Source organism: Thermohalobaculum xanthum, assembly GCF_016623495.1.
GTDB classification, from domain to species: domain Bacteria; phylum Pseudomonadota; class Alphaproteobacteria; order Rhodobacterales; family Rhodobacteraceae; genus Thermohalobaculum; species Thermohalobaculum xanthum.
In genome coordinates this window covers 641,474-660,666 of sequence record NZ_JAEHHL010000001.1, presented here as the reverse complement: position 1 = coordinate 660,666, position 19,193 = coordinate 641,474, and the positions used below count along the sequence as shown (strand labels likewise).

The 19,193-nt window shown below is 65.0% G+C and carries 18 protein-coding genes, 1 tRNA gene and 1 pseudogene; 12 read left to right on the top strand and 8 right to left on the bottom strand.

Annotation, left to right across the window (positions count from 1 at the left end):
• The first annotated feature begins 162 nt into the window (after nt 1-162).
• The 7 genes from H0I76_RS03115 to H0I76_RS03085 are packed head-to-tail and all read left to right on the top strand — an operon-like array spanning nt 163 to nt 7,536.
• The gene (locus H0I76_RS03115) at nt 163-939 is read left to right on the top strand and encodes a DeoR/GlpR family DNA-binding transcription regulator (protein WP_200606892.1); all 777 of its coding nucleotides are present in this window, start codon (nt 163-165) and stop codon (nt 937-939) included.
• 2 nt (nt 940-941) lie between these two features.
• Nucleotides 942-1,979: an ABC transporter ATP-binding protein gene (locus tag H0I76_RS03110; RefSeq protein ID WP_200606891.1), complete on the top strand. Its 1,038-nt coding sequence runs from the start codon at nt 942-944 to the stop codon at nt 1,977-1,979.
• 39 nt (nt 1,980-2,018) lie between these two features.
• Nucleotides 2,019-3,275 (top strand): ABC transporter substrate-binding protein, encoded by a 1,257-nt coding sequence (locus H0I76_RS03105; RefSeq protein WP_200606890.1) that lies wholly within the window; start codon nt 2,019-2,021, stop codon nt 3,273-3,275.
• Nucleotides 3,276-3,331: 56 nt separating this feature from the next.
• Complete coding sequence (locus H0I76_RS03100) at nt 3,332-4,225, top strand: carbohydrate ABC transporter permease (protein ID WP_200606889.1); 894 nt, start codon at nt 3,332-3,334, stop codon at nt 4,223-4,225.
• The gene (locus tag H0I76_RS03095; RefSeq protein ID WP_200606888.1) at nt 4,222-5,031 is read left to right on the top strand and encodes a carbohydrate ABC transporter permease; all 810 of its coding nucleotides are present in this window, start codon (nt 4,222-4,224) and stop codon (nt 5,029-5,031) included. Before H0I76_RS03100 ends, H0I76_RS03095 begins: the two co-directional genes overlap by 4 nt.
• Nucleotides 5,032-5,034: 3 nt before the next feature.
• Complete coding sequence (locus tag H0I76_RS03090) at nt 5,035-5,832, top strand: metallophosphoesterase (protein ID WP_200606885.1); 798 nt, start codon at nt 5,035-5,037, stop codon at nt 5,830-5,832.
• A gap of 45 nt (nt 5,833-5,877) precedes the next feature.
• Entirely contained in the window at nt 5,878-7,536 is a 1,659-nt protein-coding gene (locus H0I76_RS03085) for a Na/Pi cotransporter family protein (RefSeq protein WP_200606883.1), read from the top strand.
• Between the two features lie 124 nt (nt 7,537-7,660).
• On the opposite strand, the pseudogene H0I76_RS03080 reads toward H0I76_RS03085, so the two are convergent.
• A pseudogene (locus H0I76_RS03080) lies at nt 7,661-8,318 on the bottom strand (IS6 family transposase); the annotation flags it as partial.
• A gap of 166 nt (nt 8,319-8,484) precedes the next feature.
• Nucleotides 8,485-8,575, bottom strand: a tRNA-Ser gene (locus tag H0I76_RS03075).
• A gap of 312 nt (nt 8,576-8,887) precedes the next feature.
• On the opposite strand from H0I76_RS03075, the gene H0I76_RS03070 reads away from it, so the two are divergent.
• Nucleotides 8,888-9,157 carry an acylphosphatase gene (locus H0I76_RS03070; protein WP_200606881.1) on the top strand — a complete coding sequence of 90 codons (270 nt, stop codon included), beginning with the start codon at nt 8,888-8,890 and terminating at the stop codon, nt 9,155-9,157.
• A 72-nt stretch (nt 9,158-9,229) separates the two neighbouring features.
• Here H0I76_RS03070 and H0I76_RS03065 read toward each other — a convergent pair whose 3' ends face one another.
• From H0I76_RS03065 to metC, 3 genes are all read right to left on the bottom strand, one after another.
• Entirely contained in the window at nt 9,230-9,769 is a 540-nt protein-coding gene (locus H0I76_RS03065; RefSeq protein WP_200606879.1) for a copper chaperone PCu(A)C, read from the bottom strand.
• A gap of 123 nt (nt 9,770-9,892) precedes the next feature.
• Nucleotides 9,893-10,234, bottom strand: a complete 342-nt coding sequence (locus tag H0I76_RS03060) for a hypothetical protein (protein ID WP_200606877.1) — start codon at nt 10,232-10,234, stop codon at nt 9,893-9,895.
• A gap of 144 nt (nt 10,235-10,378) precedes the next feature.
• A complete protein-coding gene (metC, locus tag H0I76_RS03055) occupies nt 10,379-11,563 on the bottom strand; it encodes a cystathionine beta-lyase (RefSeq protein ID WP_200606875.1) in 1,185 nt (394 codons plus the stop codon).
• A gap of 493 nt (nt 11,564-12,056) precedes the next feature.
• Between metC and H0I76_RS03050 the strand changes: the two genes are divergently transcribed.
• The 4 genes from H0I76_RS03050 (at nt 12,057) to H0I76_RS03035 (ending at nt 16,858) form a co-directional block, all read left to right on the top strand.
• Complete coding sequence (locus H0I76_RS03050; RefSeq protein ID WP_200606873.1) at nt 12,057-13,076, top strand: amino acid ABC transporter substrate-binding protein; 1,020 nt, start codon at nt 12,057-12,059, stop codon at nt 13,074-13,076.
• A gap of 118 nt (nt 13,077-13,194) precedes the next feature.
• Nucleotides 13,195-14,916, top strand: coding sequence for an amino acid ABC transporter permease (locus H0I76_RS03045; protein ID WP_200606871.1), 1,722 nt, complete (start codon nt 13,195-13,197; stop codon nt 14,914-14,916).
• 3 nt (nt 14,917-14,919) lie between these two features.
• Nucleotides 14,920-16,038: an amino acid ABC transporter permease gene (locus H0I76_RS03040; protein ID WP_200606869.1), complete on the top strand. Its 1,119-nt coding sequence runs from the start codon at nt 14,920-14,922 to the stop codon at nt 16,036-16,038.
• A 28-nt stretch (nt 16,039-16,066) separates the two neighbouring features.
• Complete coding sequence (locus H0I76_RS03035; RefSeq protein WP_325166364.1) at nt 16,067-16,858, top strand: amino acid ABC transporter ATP-binding protein; 792 nt, start codon at nt 16,067-16,069, stop codon at nt 16,856-16,858.
• 315 nt (nt 16,859-17,173) lie between these two features.
• Here H0I76_RS03035 and H0I76_RS03030 read toward each other — a convergent pair whose 3' ends face one another.
• Genes H0I76_RS03030 through H0I76_RS03020 form a run of 3 tightly spaced genes read right to left on the bottom strand, consistent with a single transcriptional unit; the run spans nt 17,174 to nt 19,182 of the window.
• On the bottom strand, nt 17,174-17,701 hold the full coding sequence (locus H0I76_RS03030) for a SixA phosphatase family protein (protein WP_200606867.1): 528 nt from the start codon (nt 17,699-17,701) through the stop codon (nt 17,174-17,176).
• A 23-nt stretch (nt 17,702-17,724) separates the two neighbouring features.
• Nucleotides 17,725-18,393, bottom strand: coding sequence for a ferredoxin (locus H0I76_RS03025; protein ID WP_200606865.1), 669 nt, complete (start codon nt 18,391-18,393; stop codon nt 17,725-17,727).
• Between the two features lie 3 nt (nt 18,394-18,396).
• Nucleotides 18,397-19,182, bottom strand: a complete 786-nt coding sequence (locus tag H0I76_RS03020) for a sterol desaturase family protein (RefSeq protein WP_200606863.1) — start codon at nt 19,180-19,182, stop codon at nt 18,397-18,399.
• Between the last annotated feature and the right edge of the window lie 11 nt (nt 19,183-19,193).

The window sequence follows — 19,193 nt, the reverse complement described above, 5'->3', positions numbered from 1 at the left end:
TTCCGTGACGTCCGGATCGAGCGCGCAGGCGCAACTATCCGATTTAACAAATTAAATCGAAATCTCCGCCTCTGGGGTCATGATTCGCGGTGTGTCAGGCCGGGCAAAAATGTTGTTTTGTGGCTTTTGCCGCGATACCGTTCGTTCAAGCGCGGAGGAATCATGGCGTCCAAGAAGATCAGGCGTCGCGACCTCATTCAGCAGGTCGTCCAGGAACGCGGGGGGGTCAGCGTGGGGGCGCTCGCGGACATGCTCGGGGTGTCGACGCAGACGATCCGGCGCGATCTCGACCGGCTCTGCGACGGCAAGAACCTTCTGCGCGCCCATGGGCGGATCGAACTCGCCGCCGACCGTCTCAACACGCCCTTCGACCAGCGCGCCGGCACGAACCTCGTCGGCAAGCGGGCGATCGCGGAGGTGGCCGCTTCACGCATCCCCAACGGCGCCACGCTCTTCATCTCGATCGGCTCGACCGCCCTCAGCGTCGCCCGCGCGCTGCGTGGCAGGAAGGAACTGACCGTCATCACCAACAATCTCAGCGCAGCAATGGCGCTGAGCGAGGAGGTGTCGAACCGTATCATTCTGCCCGGCGGCGAACTGCGCCTGCCGGACCGCGACATCATCGGCGAGGACGTGATCGAATTCTTTGGCCGCTTCCGCGCGGAATACGCGATCTTCGGTGCCGCTGGCGTAGCAGGCGACGGCGGGCTGCTCGAGTTTCACCCGGCCGAAGTGCGCGCCTGCGACAGGCTGCGTGATAACGCCCGGACCTCGATCCTCGTGATCGACCGCACGAAATTCGGACGCCTTGCACCCGCCCTCGGCGGGAACATCGCCGATGTCGACCTCGTCGTCTGCGATCGCCCGCCGCCCGAGCCCTATGACGCGCTCACCGAGGCGCTCGCGGACCGGATCGTCTTTGCCGAGGAGGGAGAGTGACCGTGACCGCACCGTTCGTTCTCGTCGAGGGTGTCGCGAAGAGCTGGAACGGACAGCTCGGCGTCGAGGGCGTCTCCCTCTCGATACCGCGCGGCGCCTTCGTCGCGCTGCTCGGTCCGTCGGGCTGCGGGAAGTCGACCACGCTCCGCCTTCTCTCAGGGCTCGAACTGCCCGACGCGGGTCGCATCAGCATCGACGGGCGCGACGTGACGACGGCAGCGCCATCCGAGCGAAACCTTTCGATGGTCTTCCAGTCCTACGCGCTCTTTCCGCATCTGAGCGTGGCAGAGAACGTTGTCTTCGGGCTCAAGGTCCGCCGCGTGCCGCGCGCCGAGCGGGCCGAGAAACTGAGGCGTGCGCTCGAGATCACCGGGCTTCTCGGCTACGAGGCGCGCAAGCCGGGCGAGCTTTCGGGCGGCCAGCGCCAGCGCGTCGCGCTCGCACGGGCGATCGTGGCGGGGCAGCCGCTCTGCCTGATGGACGAACCGCTCTCGAACCTCGACGCCAAGCTGCGGGCCTCGGTCCGCAAGGACATCAAGAAGCTCCAGGTCGATCTCGGCATCACCGTCGTCTACGTCACCCACGATCAGACCGAGGCCATGAGCATGGCTGACATGGTCGTGCTGATGAAGGACGGGCACATCCAGCAGACCGGTGCGCCAGAAGATCTCTACTATCGGCCGGCCAACACCTTCGTGGCCGAGTTCGTTGGCGCGCCACCGATGGCGCTGATAGACGCCGCGGTCCTTCCGGGTTTCGGGCGGGCCGAGCGGATCGGCCTCAGGGCCGAGAACGTCGTCCTCGCAGATCCCGGGCAGGGCCGGCTGACCTGCCGCGTCTCGGAGTGCGAGTTCCTCGGCTCCGAGACGTTCATCGGCCTGAGTCACCCCGCCGCGACCGGCCTCACCGTAAGCCTGCCTGGATTGCGGCACATCCCCGCCGGCCAGGAGCTCGAGATCGGCTTCAGGGACGAGGATCTGCACTTCTTCGACGCTGAGGGCCGCAGGATCGGATCGACAGAGAATGCCGATGCCGAATGAGGCGGGGCCGAAACCACGACTGAAACAAGGGAGGATCACATGACACTGATGAAGAGGCTTGCCGCCGGGTGTGCCGTCGCGACGATGCTCGCTGCGCCTGCCGCCGCCGAAACGGAGTTGACGATGTATTACCCGATCGCCGTCGGCGGTGCGCTGACGGAGGTTGTGAACGGCATCGTCGCCGAGTTCGAGGCGGCGAACCCCGATATCAAGGTCAACGCCATCTATTCGGGGAACTACGATGACACGCGCGTCAGGGCGCTTTCGGCGCTGGCCTCGGGCGAGCCCGCGCAGCTTGCGGTCATGTTCTCGATCGATGCCTACGACCTGATCGAGCAGGACATCGTGATGCCCTTCGAGGAGATCGAGGGGGCGGACGCCGCGTGGCTCGACAGCTTCTATCCCGCGCTGATGGCGAACGGTCGGGTTGAGGGCAAGACCTGGGGCATCCCGTTCCAGCGCTCGACCATCGTCGCATACTACAACAAGGACAAATTCCGGGAGGCTGGCCTCGACCCAGAGAGTCCGCCCAAGACCTGGGATGACCTCGTCACCATGGGCAAGGCGCTCACCAAGGACGGCACCTCGGGCCTGATGATCCCCTCGACCGGGTATCCCTACTGGATGTTCCAGGCGCTCGCGATCCAGAACGGCAAGGAGCTCATGTCTAACGACGGGCTCACGACCTACTTCGACGACCCGGCGGTGATCGAGGCGCTGGAGTTCTGGAGATCGCTATCGACCGAGCACGGCATCATGCCGGAAGGGACCGTCGAATGGGGCACGCTGCGGCAGGCCTTCCTCGAGGGCCAGACCGCGATGATGTGGCACTCGACCGGCAACCTGACGGCGGTCAAGAACGCCGCCTCCTTCGACTTCGGCGTGGCCGAGCTTCCGGCCAATGTCCGGCCCGGATCGCCGACCGGGGGCGGCAATTTCTACGTCTTCAAGGACACGACGGACGAGGAGCGCCAGGCGGCCCTCAAGTTGATCAAGTTCATGACCTCGCCCGAGCAGGCCGCCGCCTGGTCGATCGCGACCGGCTACATGGGCGTGTCGCCGGCTGCCTACGAGACCGAGGCGCTCAAGGCATATACGACCGAGTTCCCGCCCGCGCTGGTCGCCCGCAACCAACTCGAGAACGCGGTCGCCGAGTTCTCGACCTTCGAGACGGCGCGGGTTCGCGAGGGGCTGAACAACGCCATCCAGGCCGCGCTGACCGGGACGAAGACCCCCGCCGAGGCGCTCGCCGAGGCGCAAGAGGCTGCCGTGCGCCTTCTGCGCGACTACCAGTAACCATCCCGCGGGCGCCGGATGCCTCCGGCGCCCGCGTTCCCATCCGAGACAGGACCATGGCGCATCATGTGAACCTTGAACGGCGACGGCAGGCCATCTACGGCTGGATCCTGCTCTCACCGGCCGCGATCCTGCTCACGACCTTCGCCTTCTATCCCTCGCTCGCGACATTCTGGGCGAGCCTGATGAGTCGAGGCACCCGGCGCAAGCCTCCGGAGTTCGTCGGCGGGCGGAACTACAGTGATCTGTTCGCCGACCCGACCTTCTGGGTCGTGGTCAAGAACAACCTGATCTATGCCGGCGCGACGATCCCGATCTCGATCTCGATCGCGCTCGCCATGGCGCTCTGGGCCAATTCGAAGATCCCCGCGCGCGGCTTCGTGCGCACCGCCTATTTCACGCCGACGGTCCTGCCGATGATCGCTGCCGCGAACCTCTGGCTCTTCTTCTACACGCCCGGGCTCGGCGTGCTCGACCAGATCGGCTCGCTCTTCGGGCTGCCTTCGGTCAACTGGCTCGGCCAGCCCGAGACTGCGCTCTGGGCCATCATCATCGTCACGATCTGGAAGGAGGCGGGGTTCTTCATGATCTTCTACCTCGCCGCCCTGCAGACGATCCCCGAGGATCTCAAGGAGGCCGCCGACATCGAGGGGGCGAGCCGCTGGACCTACACGCGCCGGATCGTGTTGCCGCTCCTGATGCCGACGACGCTCTTCATCGTCGTCAACGCGCTCATCAATTCGGTGAAGCTGATCGACCACCTCTTCATCCTGACGAAAGGGGGGCCGAACGACGCATCGAAGCTGATCCTCTACTACATCTGGGAAATGGCCTTCGCCTTCTTCGACGCGCCGCAGGCGGCCGCGATGACGATCCTCGTCCTAGCCGTCCTCGGCATCGTCGCCGCGATCAAGTTCACCTATCTCGACAAGCGGACGCATTACCAATGAAGGCGCTCTCGCAGCATATCGAGGCATTCGGCGCGATGGTCCTGGCGCTGGTCTGGATCTCGCCGCTTCTATTCGCCTTCTGGGCGGCGTTTCACACCACCTCGGACGCGGTGAACTTCAACCTGTCCGCGGCCTGGACGCTCGACAACTTCCGCACCGCTTGGGCCGGCGCGCCTTGGCTGCGCTATTTCCTCAACACCTTCCTGCTCGTGAGCGTCGTGCTGATCGGGCAGTTCGTGATCACGACGCTCGCGGGCTTCGCGTTCGCGAAGGTGGCCTTTACGGGAAAGGACATCGTGTTCATCCTCGTCCTGATGCAGCTCTTCATCCTGCCCGAGGTGCTGATCGTCGAGAACTACGCCATGGTCTCGCGGATCGGTCTCTTTGACACGATCCTCGGCGTCGGGATGCCCTACATGGCCTCGGCCTTCGGGATCTTCCTGATGCGCCAGGCCTTCAAGTCTGTCCCGATCGAGCTGCACGAAGCCGCGCGGGTCGAGGGGTGCGGTTGGTTCGGCATTCTACTGCGCGTCTATGTGCCTCTCGCCCGTCCGACCTACCTCGCTTATGCGCTGGTGTCGGTCTCGACGCACTGGAACAACTTCCTCTGGCCGTTGATCGTGACGAACTCGCCCGATACGCGGCCGCTGACCGTCGGTCTCTCGATCTTCGGTGCGCCCGAGAACGGCGTCGACATCTCGGTGATCTCGGCCGCGACGATGATGTCAGTGGCGCCGCTCCTCGTGGCTTTCCTCGTCTTCCAGCGCCAGTTCGTGCAGGCCTTCCTCAGGGCCGGGATCAAGTAAGCGATGGCCCGGCTCCTCCAGCTTTCGGATCTGCATGTGGTCGCGCCGGGCGCGCGGGCCTCGGACGTGCTCGACACGCGGGCACTGCTGCGCTCGGCGATCGACCGCCTTCTCGGCAGCCTCGATGCGATCGGCCCGCTCGATGCCGTCCTGGTGACGGGGGATGTCAGCGACGACGGCAGCGCCGCGAGCTACGATTTCGCGCGCGCCGAACTCGGGCGGCTCGACCTGCCGCTCCTCGTCGTGCCCGGCAACCACGACCAGCGTGACGCGCTCCGCGACGCCTTCGCGGACGCTGCCCCTATGCCACGCGAGGGTCTGATCGACTGGGTCGCGGACCTGCCGGGATGTCGGATCGTCGGGCTCGACACGCTGGTGGAGGGGCAGGGCGGCGGCCGGCTGCGCGTCGAGACCCTCGACCTCCTCGGCGAGGCCGTCCGTGGCTCGCCGCACGAGGCACTGGTCGTTGCACTTCACCATCCGCCGTTGCGGACCGGGATCCGCTTCATGGATGCGATCGGGCTCGAGAACTCCGGGGCGCTCGCCGGATGTCTCGACGGCGCGTCCTGCTTCGTCCAGGTGGTCGCGGGGCATGTTCATGGCGTCTATCATGGCCGGGTCGGCCGCTGGCCGGTGTCGACGGCGCCCGCGCTTTGCAGCGCTTTCGCGCTCGACCGGCGGGTGGAGGCGCCGGTGGGTTTCTGGACCGGGCCGAAGGGCTGTGCGGTGATCGATACCGGACCAGATGGGATCTGGACGGCGATCTTGCTCGAGGATGCCGATGGCCCCTATGCCTTCTAGCTGTAGGCGCGGACTGGCCTGTCTCGCCGAGCGGGAGCGGCGCTGATGGAAAGCGCACCAACCCTCTTCGTCCTGAACATGGCGGCGGCCGCGGCCCTGCTGATCTGGGCAGTGCGCCTCGTACGGACCGGGTTCGAGCGGGCGTTCGGCGGGGAACTGCGGCTCTGGCTGCGCCGGTCTACCGCCAACCGCCTCGCGGCCGCGGTCTCCGGCGGGCTTGCGGCAATCCTGATGCAGAGCTCTACGGCCGTCACCATGCTGATGGCGGGCTTCGTCTCGTCCGGTGCGATCGGGGGCGTGTCGGGCCTCGCCATCGTCCTTGGCGCCGATGTGGGCTCGGCCGTCGTTGCCATGGTGCTGAACTCGCGTCTCGCCGCGGTGACCCCGCTCCTCATGCTGACCGGCGTCCTGATCTTCCTCCGAAGCTCGCGCCGGCAACTTAGGCAGATAGGGCGCATCTTCATCGGCCTCGCGCTCGTATTCCTCTCGCTCGATCTCATCAGGGCCTCCAGCCTGCCCCTCGTCGAGAGCGAAGGCGCGCGGACGGCGATGCTCTATCTTGCGGGCGATCCTGTCACCGCCTTCGTGTTGGCGGCGTGCTTCGCCTGGCTCGTGCATTCGAGCGTGGCAGCCGTCCTCCTGTTCGCGACACTTGCGAGCGAAGGCCTTCTCCCGACCGAGGCTGCGCTCGCGATGGTTCTCGGCGCCAACCTCGGTGGGTCTTTCATCGCTGTCGTGCTGACACTCAAGGCCGATGCGATTGTGCGCCGGGTGGTCTGGGTCAATCTCGCCCTGCGCGGCGGTGGTGCCGCGATCGCGCTCATCCTGGTCGCCAGGTCCGTCATCCCGACCGATATCTTCGGCGACGATCCGGGCCATAGGGCGCTCCTCCTGCATCTCGCGTTCAACGCGGCGCTCCTTCTCGTCTGCCTGCCGCTCGTCGGCGTGCTCATGCGCGTGGCAACCGCGGTGATCCCCGCGCCGCGCGACGCCAGGTCGGGTGGGGTCAGCCGCACGGCGCTCGACACGTCGCTCCAGGACCAGCCGAAGCGCGCCTTTGCCTGCGCCGTTCGGGAACTCGTCCATATGGGGAACCGGACCGAGATCATGCTGCGCCAGGCGATCGAACTCTTCGTGCGTTACGATGACGTCGCGGCGCAGGCGATCCAGGACGAGTTCAGGACCGTCGCCAGGATGTCGCTCGATCTCAGGATCTATCTCGCCGGAGTTCGCAGCCGCGACGGAGAAGGAGATTTCGGAACGCGGGCCTTCGATCTCTCCGGCATGGCAATGAACCTTGAGGCGGCCGCCGATACGATTGCGCGGAAGATCGTCGATCTCGCCTACCGGATGCAAGACGAGAAACTCAGGTTCTCCGACGACGGCTGGCGCGAGCTCTGCGACTTCCACGACCGGGTGCTGAGGAACGTTCAGCACGGGATCGCCGTCCTCATGTCCGAGGATGTCGGGCTGGCGCGGGAACTCGTCGAACAGAAGGAGGGGATCCGCGAGGCGGCCCAGACGCTCGAGCATAAGCATCTCCAGAGGTTGCAGCAGGGCCTCGCACCGTCGATCGAGACGAGCGCGATCCATCTCGACCTCCTCAGGTCGCTGAAGGCCGTCAACGCATCCTTCGCGATGATCGCCTACCCGCTCCTCGAGGAGAGCGGCGCACTTCTGGAGAGCCGTCTCGCCCGATCATGACGGGGTCGTGCAACCACCGTCGGGTCCTGTCGGAAGAATGCGAGCCAGTCTCAGTTTGCCTGGGGCAGGGGCGTTTCAGGCCGTGCCGAGCACCGCTACTCCGCAACTGCGGCGGTGCGGGCCTCTTGAAGATGTCCTTGCTGGAGAGGATGCGTTCCTGATTGAAGTGATTGTGGACGGAGGAACGGAGGGTGACGAAGGTCTGCAGGCCTCGCATCCGCCTGAACCGGAGCATTGCCCGCTCCCGCTGTGGCAATGGCAGGTGTGAGTTCTCGACACGGTTGTTCAGCCATCGCCCCGTCGATTGCACACCCGCGCTGCCGTGCTCGCGCAGTGCAACGCAGTACGACGGAACGCGATCGGTGACGATTTGCTGCGGCTAGCCGTGGCGAAGCATCAATTGTCGGAGGAATTTCAATGCCGCCTTCTTGTTCCGTCGCTTGGTGACGACGGCCTCGAGGACTTGTCGAATCGTGATCGACGGCCCGCCAGAGATCATGCCGCTCGACGTTGATCTGCACGAACAACTCGTCGACGTGCCAGCGCCAGCCGGAGAAGGCCCTCAACTTGTCGATCCGCTTGCGCCGGATCTCGGCGGCGAACATCGGCCCGAACCGATGCCACCAGAACCGGACCGTTTCGTGACTGACGTCGATTCCGCGTTCGTGCAGCAGGTCCTCGACGTTCCTAAGCGAGAGAGGAAACCGGATGTACATCATTCACGGCTAGGCGAAGACCTCGGGGCTGGTCTTGAAATACCGAAAGGGGCTGCGTTTGCTCATGCCGCGAGGGTAGGGAGGTGGCTTTCCCCGCTCAAGCTAGTTTGGTCTGACAGTGCCATTCAGCATATTGCTCTCCATCCATCTCTCTTTGGTGGAAGCAATAGCGGGTCTCGGCGTTTGGAAATTAGACTTAACGTTTTATATCAATCACTTGCGCCAAGACTAGTGGCGGAGTGGATGGGATTCGAACCCACGAGACCCTTTTGAGGTCTACTCCCTTAGCAGGGGAGCGCCTTCGACCACTCGGCCACCACTCCGCCGCCGGGAATAGCCGTTGGGTCAGAGCGTTGTCAATGAACGATCGGGCGAAATCCCAGGCCCGCCCGGCCGTTCGGGAGATTTCCTTCGATGTGTCATTTCGAGCGCACCTTGGCGCATGACCGAGGGTGTGCCGAAGGAGGCAGTTTTGCGCATGTCGCGAGCGCGCGAAGGCAGGTTGCGCAATGACGCCGGGGCCACCGGAGGGGCGGGCGCCCCGATTGGCCACTGGCGCGCGCTACAGTAATCTGAGTGGCGAAAGCGGGGGATCATGGCCCGACGCGCTCGGGCCGTGGGAAGGGCGCTGAACGATGACGACGCGTGCACTGCGAATTCACGGACGCGTTCAGGGCGTCGGATACCGCGCCTGGGCGGCCGGGCAAGCCGAGCGTCTCGGTCTCTCGGGCTGGGTGAGGAACGAACCGGACGGCACGGTCTCGGCGCTGGTCGAGGGCGCGCCTGCATCCATCGAAGCCATGATCGACGCCTGCCGGGAGGGGCCGTATGCCGCTCGGGTCACGCGGGTGGATGCGCAGGATGCGGCGCCGGAGGGCGCTGCCGGATTTCGCATCCTCGGCTGATCCGATGACGCCTGCGCGGGAAAGACATTACGGGAGCGCGATCGGCTGACCGCGCTCCCGATGCAATTGCTCTCAGTTGCTCTGGGCGCCCGAGCCGTGGTCCATCTTGTGCGTGCCGCCATGGTGCATCATGCCGTCGGCGCCCTCCATTCCCTCCGGCGGGCGCTTCTGAATCATGACCTCGACCGCCACTTCGCCCGCGTTCTCGAACACAAGCGTCAACGGGAAATGCGCGCCCTCGGCGAATTGCTCGCTGGCGCCGAACAGCATGAGGTGGTTGCCACCGGGCGCAAGCATGGCATCGCCGCCGGCCGGGACCTCGACTGCTTCGATGGGCTGCATCTTCATCACGTCGCCATCCTTGACGACGGTGTGTAGCTCGACCGCCTCGAAGCCGGGGGCCTCGGCGGCGACGAGGCGGTCGGCGGCGTCCCCGGTGTTCGCGAGCTTCATGTAGACCGCCACGGGCCGGTTGGGCACGTTCGGGCGTGCCCAGGGGTGGTCGATCTTCATCGCGCCCGCAGAGAAGTCGTGGGCATCGGCCTGGCTTGCGCCAAGCAAGGCTCCGCAAGCGAGAGCAGCGGCGGCCGCAGTATAGAAAATCTTGTTCATGTCTTTGTTTCCGTTCCGGTTTTAATGGCACTCCCGCACGCCATATGCGCGTTCGGGATGCTGCCCCATGTGGTGTTCATCCCGGTGTTCGTGCCGGGGCGGGCCCCGAGGGCCACGGCAATATCAGGCGCGTTCCGGAAGCGGCGGTGCGCGCGGCGCCTGTGGTGCAAAGAACTTCGCAAGACTGTGGGACTCGGCCGCTATGAACACCTGCCGTGCCGGCAATGGCACCGGCACATGGGCGGGAAGGAGCGCGCCGGGTGCTTCCGGTAAAGCGCTGAGCCCGAGCCACGGGCAGGGGATGCGCGGGCTGGTGTCGTCAGTGGGCGCGACCCCCTCGGCCGCAACCCAGACAACCTCGCCGCCTGCGCAGAGCGAGACGAAGCCCGTGGAATAGTCCACCGCGAGGCTCGGCAGGAGCAGCATCCGCGCGAGCAGCAACGCCGAGAGAGCCACGCCGAGCATACGGCGCGCTGTTTGGCTCTCACGTCTCCATACCGATCGCAACATCACGCGCAAAATGACTGCCCGACGTCGCGGCCGCAAGCGGCGGAGTGTCGCCGCTGGCGATCCGAACGCCAGGGCCCTGCGAGGCGCCGCTGCAACGCCTCAGACGCGCCGCATCCGGTCGAGACCTGCCGCGAGGTCGTCGATCAAGTCGCCGGTGTCCTCGAGCCCGATATGGATGCGCAGGGACTGCCCCTTCGGTCGCCCCTGTTTCGGCCATGGCGTCGCTGTGCGCAGGCGCGACGGATAGATCGGGATGAGCAAGCTCTCGTACCCGCCCCAGGAGAAGCCCATGCCGAAATGCTCGAGGTTGTCGAGCAGGGCGGCAAGATGCGCCTCGGTCGAGAACTCCTCGTGGAGCGTGAACGCGAAGAGCGACGCGGCTCCGAGGAAGTCACGCTTCCATAATGCGTGCCCGGGATCGTGTTCCATCGCCGGGTGCATCACCTCGGCGATCTCCGGGCGCTCCATCAGCCAGTGGCCGACCTTGAGCCCGGCTTCCCAGTGCCGGGGCATGCGCACATGCAATGACCGCAGCCCACGCATTGCCAGGAACACATCGTCGGGGCTGCCGCACAATCCGAGTTCCTGCCATCCCTGCCGAACCTTGGGATAGACGGTTTCGTTCGAGGTGACCGCACCCATGACGAGATCGGAATGACCGCCGATGTATTTGGTAATCGCCTGGATCGAGACGTCCACGCCGTGCTCGAACGGCTTGAAGTACAGAGGCGATGCCCAGGTGTTGTCCATCATCACGATCGCGCCGGCCTTGTGCGCCTCCTCGGCGATTGCCGGGACATCCTGCACCTCGAAGGTCCATGACCCGGGGCTCTCGAGAAAGACGACGCGCGTGTTCGGGCGGATCAGTTCCCGGATCCCGCCACCGACGAGCGGATCGTAATAGGTCGTCTCGACGCCGAGGCGCCGCAGCATGCCGTCGCAGAACGTGCGCGTCGGGCCATATGCCGTGTCGACCATGAGAAGGTGATCCCCCGCCGACAGGCAGGCGAGAAGCGGCATCGTAACCGCCTGAAGTCCCGAGTTGCACAGCCGCGTCCGGAATCCGCCCTCGAGGGCCCGGATCGCTTCCTCGCACGCATAGGTTCCCGGCGTGCCGTGGACGCCATAGGTCACGCCGTCTCCGGAGGTGATCTGGCGGCTCGCCTTGAGGGCGTCGAATGTCGGAAACAGGATCGTGGAACAATGATAGACAGGTGGATTGACAGCGCCGGAATGCGCGCCCGGATTGCGTCCGGCCGTCACAGCGCGGGTGGCGTCTTTCATGGGGTCCTCGGTTCGGCCAGGTCAAGCCTGATGCAGACACCGCTTTTCCCGCCGGCGTGCTCGGCGGTCAAGTCTACATGCGGGGTCGGGCGGTTCCGTCGCGGGGATAGCTGGGCCTCCAGTGTTGACGTTTGGTAAATCCGAAAACCGTTGGCGATTCGTTCCAGTTGACTGATTTTCTCGCACATTGCGCCCTATCGCCGACTTCCGGCGCCTGGCCATGCAATCTTGCGAAAAGTTGCCTCCTCGCGAAAATTTGTGCGCAATCCGCGCGCATGGATGCCTCGCCTTTGGACGGATACCTTGCAAACGCGGCCATATCGCCGTGATCTGCCAAATGAATCGGCAGGATTTCCGGGTCTCCGCTTGACGCCGCTTGTGCCGGTCGTTCAATTTCCGTGACGGGGACGATCCCCAAAACCGATGACTGGCTCCCCCGGGCCGGTCCCGCGTCAGACGGACGCGGACAAGCGACAGGGTAAGAGGTAAAGAAATGAAAACTTCGGTATTCCTCGGCGCGCTCGCCGCGGCCAGCCTCACCGCTGGCCTCGCTGGCGCAGCGACGCTCGACGACGTGAAGGCGAAGGGCTTCGTGCAGTGCGGCGTCGCCACCGGCGTGCCCGGCTTCGCCTTCACCGACGCGAGCGGCGAGTGGGACGGCTTCGACGCCACCATGTGCCGTGCCGTGGCGGCCGCCATCTTCGGCGATCCGAAGGCGATCAAATTTACGCCCACGACCGGCAAGACGCGTTTCACGGCGCTCGCCTCGGGCGAGGTCGATCTGCTGTTCCGCAACACGACGTGGACGCTCTCGCGCGACACCGATCTCAAGCTCGATTTCGTGGGCGTGAACTACTATGACGGCCAGGGCTTCATGGTTCCCAAGGCGCTGGGCGTGAGCTCGGCCAAGGAGCTCGACGGCGCCACCGTGTGCATCCAGACGGGCACCACCACCGAGCTGAACCTCGCCGACTTCTTCCGTGCGAACAACATCAGCTACGAGCCGGTCCCGATCGAGACGAACGCCGAAGCCACGCAGAAGTACCTGGCCGGTGCGTGCGACGTGTACACCACCGACGCCTCGGGCCTCGCCGCGACGCGCTCGACCTTCGAAGCGCCGGCGGACCACGTGATCCTTCCCGAGATCATCTCGAAAGAGCCCCTCGGGCCGGCCGTGCGTCATGGTGACAGCGAGTGGGCCGACGTCGTGCGCTGGACGCTCAACGCGCTCATCGCGGCCGAAGAGCTTGGCGTGAACTCGGGCAATGTCGAGCAGCTTGGCTCGGCCGCGACCGACAATCCCGAGCTGAACCGCCTGCTTGGTACGGAAGGCGAGTATGGCGCGATGCTGGGGCTGCCGAAGGACTGGGCCGTCAACGTCATCAAGTCGACGGGCAACTATGGCGAGATCTTCGACCGCACCATCGGTCCCGACACCCAGATCGGGCTCGCGCGTGGTCTGAATGCGCTGTGGACGCAGGGCGGCATTCTCTACACGCCGCCGTTCCGCTGATCGAAAGTCATTGGGCGCGCTCGGATCGAGCGCGCCCTCTCTTTCGATAACCGTCCCGAGGCGCCCTGTTCGGGCGCGCGGGGGCGCACCGCATCAGATGCCACGGGGGTGAGATCGCATGTCGGACACCGCTCAACCGTCAGGACCGTCCTTCCGCATAGATATGCTGTGGAACGACAGTCGGTACCGGTCCACCTTCATACAAATCGTTGCACTCGTTCTCGTCATCCTCGCGGTGATGTATCTTTTCCAGAACGTGGTCGAGAACCTGGCCGCGCTGGGCAAGACCTTCGGCTTCGACTTCATGACGCAGCCGGCCAGCTATGACATCAACCAGCGCCTGATCGAGTACAACTCGCGATCCACCCATTCGACCGCCGCCGTCGTGGGCATCCTCAACACGCTCGTCGTCGCCATTGTCGGCTGCGTGCTCGCAACTATCTTCGGCGTGCTCGCCGGCGTGGCGCGGCTGTCCAAGAACTGGATCATCGCGCGCCTGATGACCGTCTACATCGAGGGCGTGCGCAACGTTCCGGTTCTCATCCAGATCCTTCTGTTCGCCGCGATCTTCGACGAGGCGCTGCCAGCGCCGAGCGCCTTCCGCGGCGAGGACGCGACCGCCAGCATGTGGCTGGGCGATTCCGTTGCCGCGACCAACCGCGGCTTCTACTTCCCGATGCCGGTGTGGCTCGAGGGCTCCTTCTGGGTCGTGGTGGCCTTCTTCGTGCTTCTCGTTGGCGCAGTCTGGTTCGGGCGCTGGGCCAAGGAGCGGCAGCAGGCAACCGGCGAGGCGCTTCCGGTTCTGCCGATCCAGGCGGGTGGGGTCATCATCGGGACCTTTCTCGTTTTCCTCGTGATGGGAATGCCGATCACACTCGATTTTCCCGCGCTGAAGGGGTTCAACTTCCAGGGCGGTATCTATGTGCGCAACTCGTACATGGCGCTGACCCTCGCGCTCTCGATCTACACCGGAGCTTTCATCGCCGAGAACGTGCGCGCTGGCATTCAGGCGGTGTCGAAGGGCCAGACCGAGGCGGCGTTCGCGCTGGGGCTGCGCCCGAACCGCACGATGAATCTCGTCATCCTGCCCCAGGCGCTTCGCGTGATCATTCCGCCGCTGATCTCGCAGTACCTCAATCTGACCAAGAACTCGTCGCTCGCCCTGCTGGTTGGTTACATGGACGTGACCGGCACGCTCATGGGGATCACCCTCAACCAGACGGGCAAGGAGTTCGAGACCCTCTTCCTGGGAATGGCGTTCTATCTCGCCGTCTCGCTCTCGGTCGCGGCGATCATGAACCTGTATAACGAGCAGGTGAAGCTGGTCGAGCGGACCTCGGCCGTCGGCATGGGCTTCTCGGTGATCGACCTCTTCTCGTCGGTGAGCGGCAAGTGGGAGGTCCTCAAGAAGGGCGATGCCAAGATGCAGCCGCTCTACGGGATCCGCGGCCTGCTCAACCTCTTCGTCATCTTCTATGCCGTCTCGCTCCTGCTCCTGCTCGACTACACCTTCCTGGCCGAGATCACCGAGACGAGGCCAAGCTATTTCGACTGGCCGGGCGGAAAGCAGATCGCGACGCTGCTCATGCTTCTGACGCTGTTCTCGACGCTGGCGACGTGCCTGTTCAAGAACCCGCGGTTCATCGACCTCGCCGTCTTTGACCTCCTGGTCTTCATCTTCGCGGTCGCGGTCGGTTGGCCTTTCGGGCAGCTCGTCGAGGGCGTCAGCGGTCCGGTCATCGTGCTGGTCGGCATCGCAGCGCGGCTTGCGATCATCGGCTACACGATCGTTGGCGAGCGTCCGAACCTCACCTTCTTCCATCGCGTGCGGAGGGCCTGAGCCATGAGCGACACTGACGCACGGGACCTCGCCTACGTCGCCAGCGGAACGATCCCGCCCTCGCCGCCGCCATCGAGCGAGGTGGGCGTCGTACACTGGCTGCGCGAGAACCTCTTCTCTGGCTGGTTCAATAGCCTGCTGACACTGGCCGCCATCGCGATCGTGGTCATGATGGTGCCGCCGATCATCGAGTGGGCCCTGATCGACAGCGTCTGGACCGCCTCGAGCCTCGCCGAGTGCCGCGAGAAGGGGTCAGGCGCCTGCTGGGCGGTGATCATCGAGCGCTTCAACCAGTTCATGTTCGGCTTCTATCCGCCCGAATTCTACTGGCGCCCGATCCTGGCATTCCTGCTCATGTTCGTGGCTCTGGCCCCGGTGCTGTTCGCCTCCGTGCCTCGCCAGTTGCTGTGGTTCTCGCTGGCCTATCCCGTCGTTGCCTACTTCCTGATCTGGGGTGGCATCGGGCTTGAGCCGGTGGAGAGCCGCAAGCTCGGCGGCTTCCTGCTTGCCCTCATCATCGGCGTGGCAGGCATCGTCCTGTCGTTGCCGATCGGCATCCTGCTGGCGCTGGGGCGCAAGTCGCATCTCATCTTCATCAAGACGCTCTGCGTGGTATTCATCGAGTTCATCCGCGGCGTGCCGCTGATCACGCTGCTTTTCGTTGCCAACAACGTGCTCAACTACTTCTTCCCTCCGGGATCGAACATCGACCTGATCCTGCGCGTCGTGATCATGGTTACGCTCTTCGCCTCGGCCTACATGGCTGAGGTAATCAGGGGCGGCCTCGCGGCGCTGCCGCAGGGCCAGTACGAGGCGGCCGACGCCCTCGGGCTCAACTATTCAAAGTCGATGCGCCTGATCGTCCTGCCGCAGGCCCTGAAGATCTCGATCCCGGGGATCGTGAACACCTTTATCGGCCTGTTCAAGGACACCACGCTTGTCGTTGTCATCGGCCTTCTCGACCCGATCGGGCTGATCAACAACATTCGGGCGGACAGCGCGTGGAACGGCATCATCTGGGAGTTCTACGCCTTCGTCGGGTTCTTCTTCTTCATCGCCTGCTTCAGCATGTCTCGATACTCGATGTACCTCGAGAACAAGCTGAAGACCGACCACCGGTGACGGCCGGGTTCACAGGGAGATAACAACAATGACCGAAGTTGCCACGGAACGGACCGCCGACCGCACGAAGATGTCGATCTCTGACGAGGTCGCCATCCAGATCACCAACATGAACAAGTGGTACGGCGACTTCCACGTGCTGCGCGACATCAACCTGACCGTCTATCGCGGCGAGCGCATCGTGATCTGCGGGCCGTCGGGGTCCGGCAAATCGACGATGATCCGCTGCATCAACCGGCTGGAGGAACACCAGAAAGGCGACATCATCGTCGATGGCATCGAGCTGAACTCGGATCTAAAGAACATCGACAAGATCCGGGCCGAAGTCGGCATGGTGTTCCAGCACTTCAACCTGTTTCCGCATCTCACGATCCTCGAGAACTGCACTCTCGCGCCGATCTGGGTGCGCAAGACTCCTCGGCGCCAGGCCGAGGAAATCGCGATGCATTTCCTGACCAAGGTCAAGATCCCCGACCAGGCGCACAAGTATCCCGGTCAGCTCTCCGGTGGCCAGCAGCAGCGCGTCGCGATCGCCCGGGCCCTGTGCATGAAGCCACGCATCATGCTGTTCGACGAGCCCACCTCGGCCCTTGACCCCGAGATGATCAAGGAAGTGCTCGACACGATGATTGAGCTTGCCGAGGAGGGCATGACGATGCTCTGCGTGACCCACGAGATGGGCTTCGCGCGCCAGGTGGCGAACCGCGTGATCTTCATGGATCAGGGCCAGATCGTGGAGCAGAACGAGCCTGAAGAGTTCTTCCTCAATCCCAAGTCGGACCGCACCAAGCTGTTCCTCAGCCAGATCCTCGGCCACTGACCCGAGCGCGCCACGCGCGATCCGAAGGCATGAAGCGCCCATCCCCGAGCGGGGGTGGGCGTTTCTCATTCCTGCGCTGACGTGATTGTCGTCACAGTTTCCTGCGTCATTTTGGGACATACCGGCGCATGTAGCGGGCGCGACTCGGCCAGTTGCGCCAGTAGCGTTACCGCGCGTTGGAGAAACTGGAATGAACTACGTGCTCTATCCGCTTGCGATCGCGGCGATGTTCGGCCTTGCGCTGGGCGCGATGAGCATCTCGTGATGCTCGCCGGTCCATACGCAAATTCGGATGCTTTGGCGCCCGATCCGGCGTCAGCCTTCCTGCACCTCGCGTGGCGTCGCGAAGGCGACAAACCGCGCCGCGCGCGCGCCAAAGCTGATCCAGCCGTCATCGACCTCGAACACCGCGGCCGCGGCAGTCGGAAAATGAGCGAAGGCGCGTGCGCAGCCCGGCCGGGGCTGGCCGTCGTCGATATGTGCGGCGAGCGTGGAGAGTCCTGGCTCATGGGCGACGAGCATCACCCGCGAAGCTGCGTCCGGCAGGGAGCGGACGAGTTGCAGCATTGTCGGCGGCTCGGCGTGATAGAGTGCTGGCAGGATCTCGGGCTCCGGCAGACCTGCGACCTCCGTTGCCATCCTTTGCACCGTCTCCCTCGTCCGCGCGGCGGATGAGCATATGATCCGCTCGGGGATAAGGCCTTGGGCGGCCAGCCAGCGTGCCATCACGGGCACCGCGGCCCTGCCGCGCTTGTTCAGTGGCCGGTCGTGATCCGACAGGCTCGCGTCATCCCAGCTCGATTTCGCATGGCGCAGCAGGATCAGGGTTTTCATGGCGATCATTGGACTCTGCTCTGAAGGGAGGGTCAACCTGGCCGCGAATGCCGCGCCAGGAAGGACGCCATGTGGAAGGCGCATTGCGAGGCAGGGGGCGCGGCCTCTCGACCGGCTGGACAGACCCGGCGAACCTGGCAGCCCCGGTCGCGGCACTCGGTGCCTTCGGCGGCCTTGATATAGGCAACGCATGCGGGGACGTCGTAAGCCTGTCCTGCGCCCATTGCGCCGACCGGGCAGGCACTGAGGCACGGCGCATCGCAGCCGATGCAGGGATCCCGCGCGTCCGGGGCGTCGAGATCCTCTCTTCCCGGGAGCGCGATCGCGCCGCGCCACGAGATCCAGAGGCCGCGCGATGGGCTGACCAGCATGCCCACGGGCGATGGCCGCGCGCTCTCGGCGCGCTGGCCCCAGTTCAGGAATGGCGCATAGGGCGGGCCACCAAAGGGGAACAGGGCGCGCGCGTCGAGGCCGGTTGCAACCGCCTCGAGAACCCGCCGGGACCAGCGGTCGAGGGGGTCGGCTTCTCCGTCGCGGGCCTCGGGCGACGCCGCGAAGGCCGACCACATCGCATCGCCGCGCGCCCCGACCAGGCAAAGGGTGCCGCAGCCGTCCGGTGCGCCGTCCTCCGGGCCGGGGTGGAATGCTCCCGTGACCGCGAGCCCGTGCGGTGCGAGGGCGGCGCTCAGATCATCGAGCACGGTTCATCTCCGGAATGGATAGCCGAGCGACCATCCGAGCCGGGTGGGCGCGTCGTCCTGATGGTCGGCCAGACCGATGGTCATGCCCTGATGCCCGGCGCCGGGCTGCGCGATGTAGGTGCCGAACAGCCGGTCCCAGACCGAGAGGTTGAAGCCGTAATTGGCGTCATGCTCGGAGCGCAGGACCGAGTGGTGCACACGGTGCATGTCGGGCGTCACCACTACCAGTCTGAGCCATGCATCGACCTTGGGCGGTATACGGATATTCGCGTGGTTGAACATCGCCGCGCCGTTCAGCACCACCTCGAACAGGATCACGGCCACCACCGGGACGCCCAGGCTGTAGACCAGCCCGATCTTGATCGCCATCGACAGGGCAATCTCGATCGGGTGGAAGCGGATCGCGGTCGTCACGTCGATGTCTCGGTCGACATGGTGGACGCGGTGCAGTCGCCACAGCAGCGGCACCTTGTGCGTGATCAGGTGCTGGAGCCAGATGGCGAAATCGAGGATCACGAAGCAGATCGCAACCTCGGCCCATGCCGGGAGCTCGAGCCGGTTGAACAGCCCGGTTCCGGCGGCCGACGCGTCGAGCGCCGCGCCGACCGCGGCGGCGCCGAAGATCAGCCGAACCGTTGCCGCGTCGATCACCGAGATCGACCAGTTGGTGATCCACCGGCGCGGGCGGGAGGCCACGAGCCGGCGCATCGGGGCGCCGCGCTCCCATCCCGCCATCGCGAGGAACACGCCCAGGAAAACGGCCAGTCGGATCGCGAGCTCACCGCTCATTCGGGTCCTCT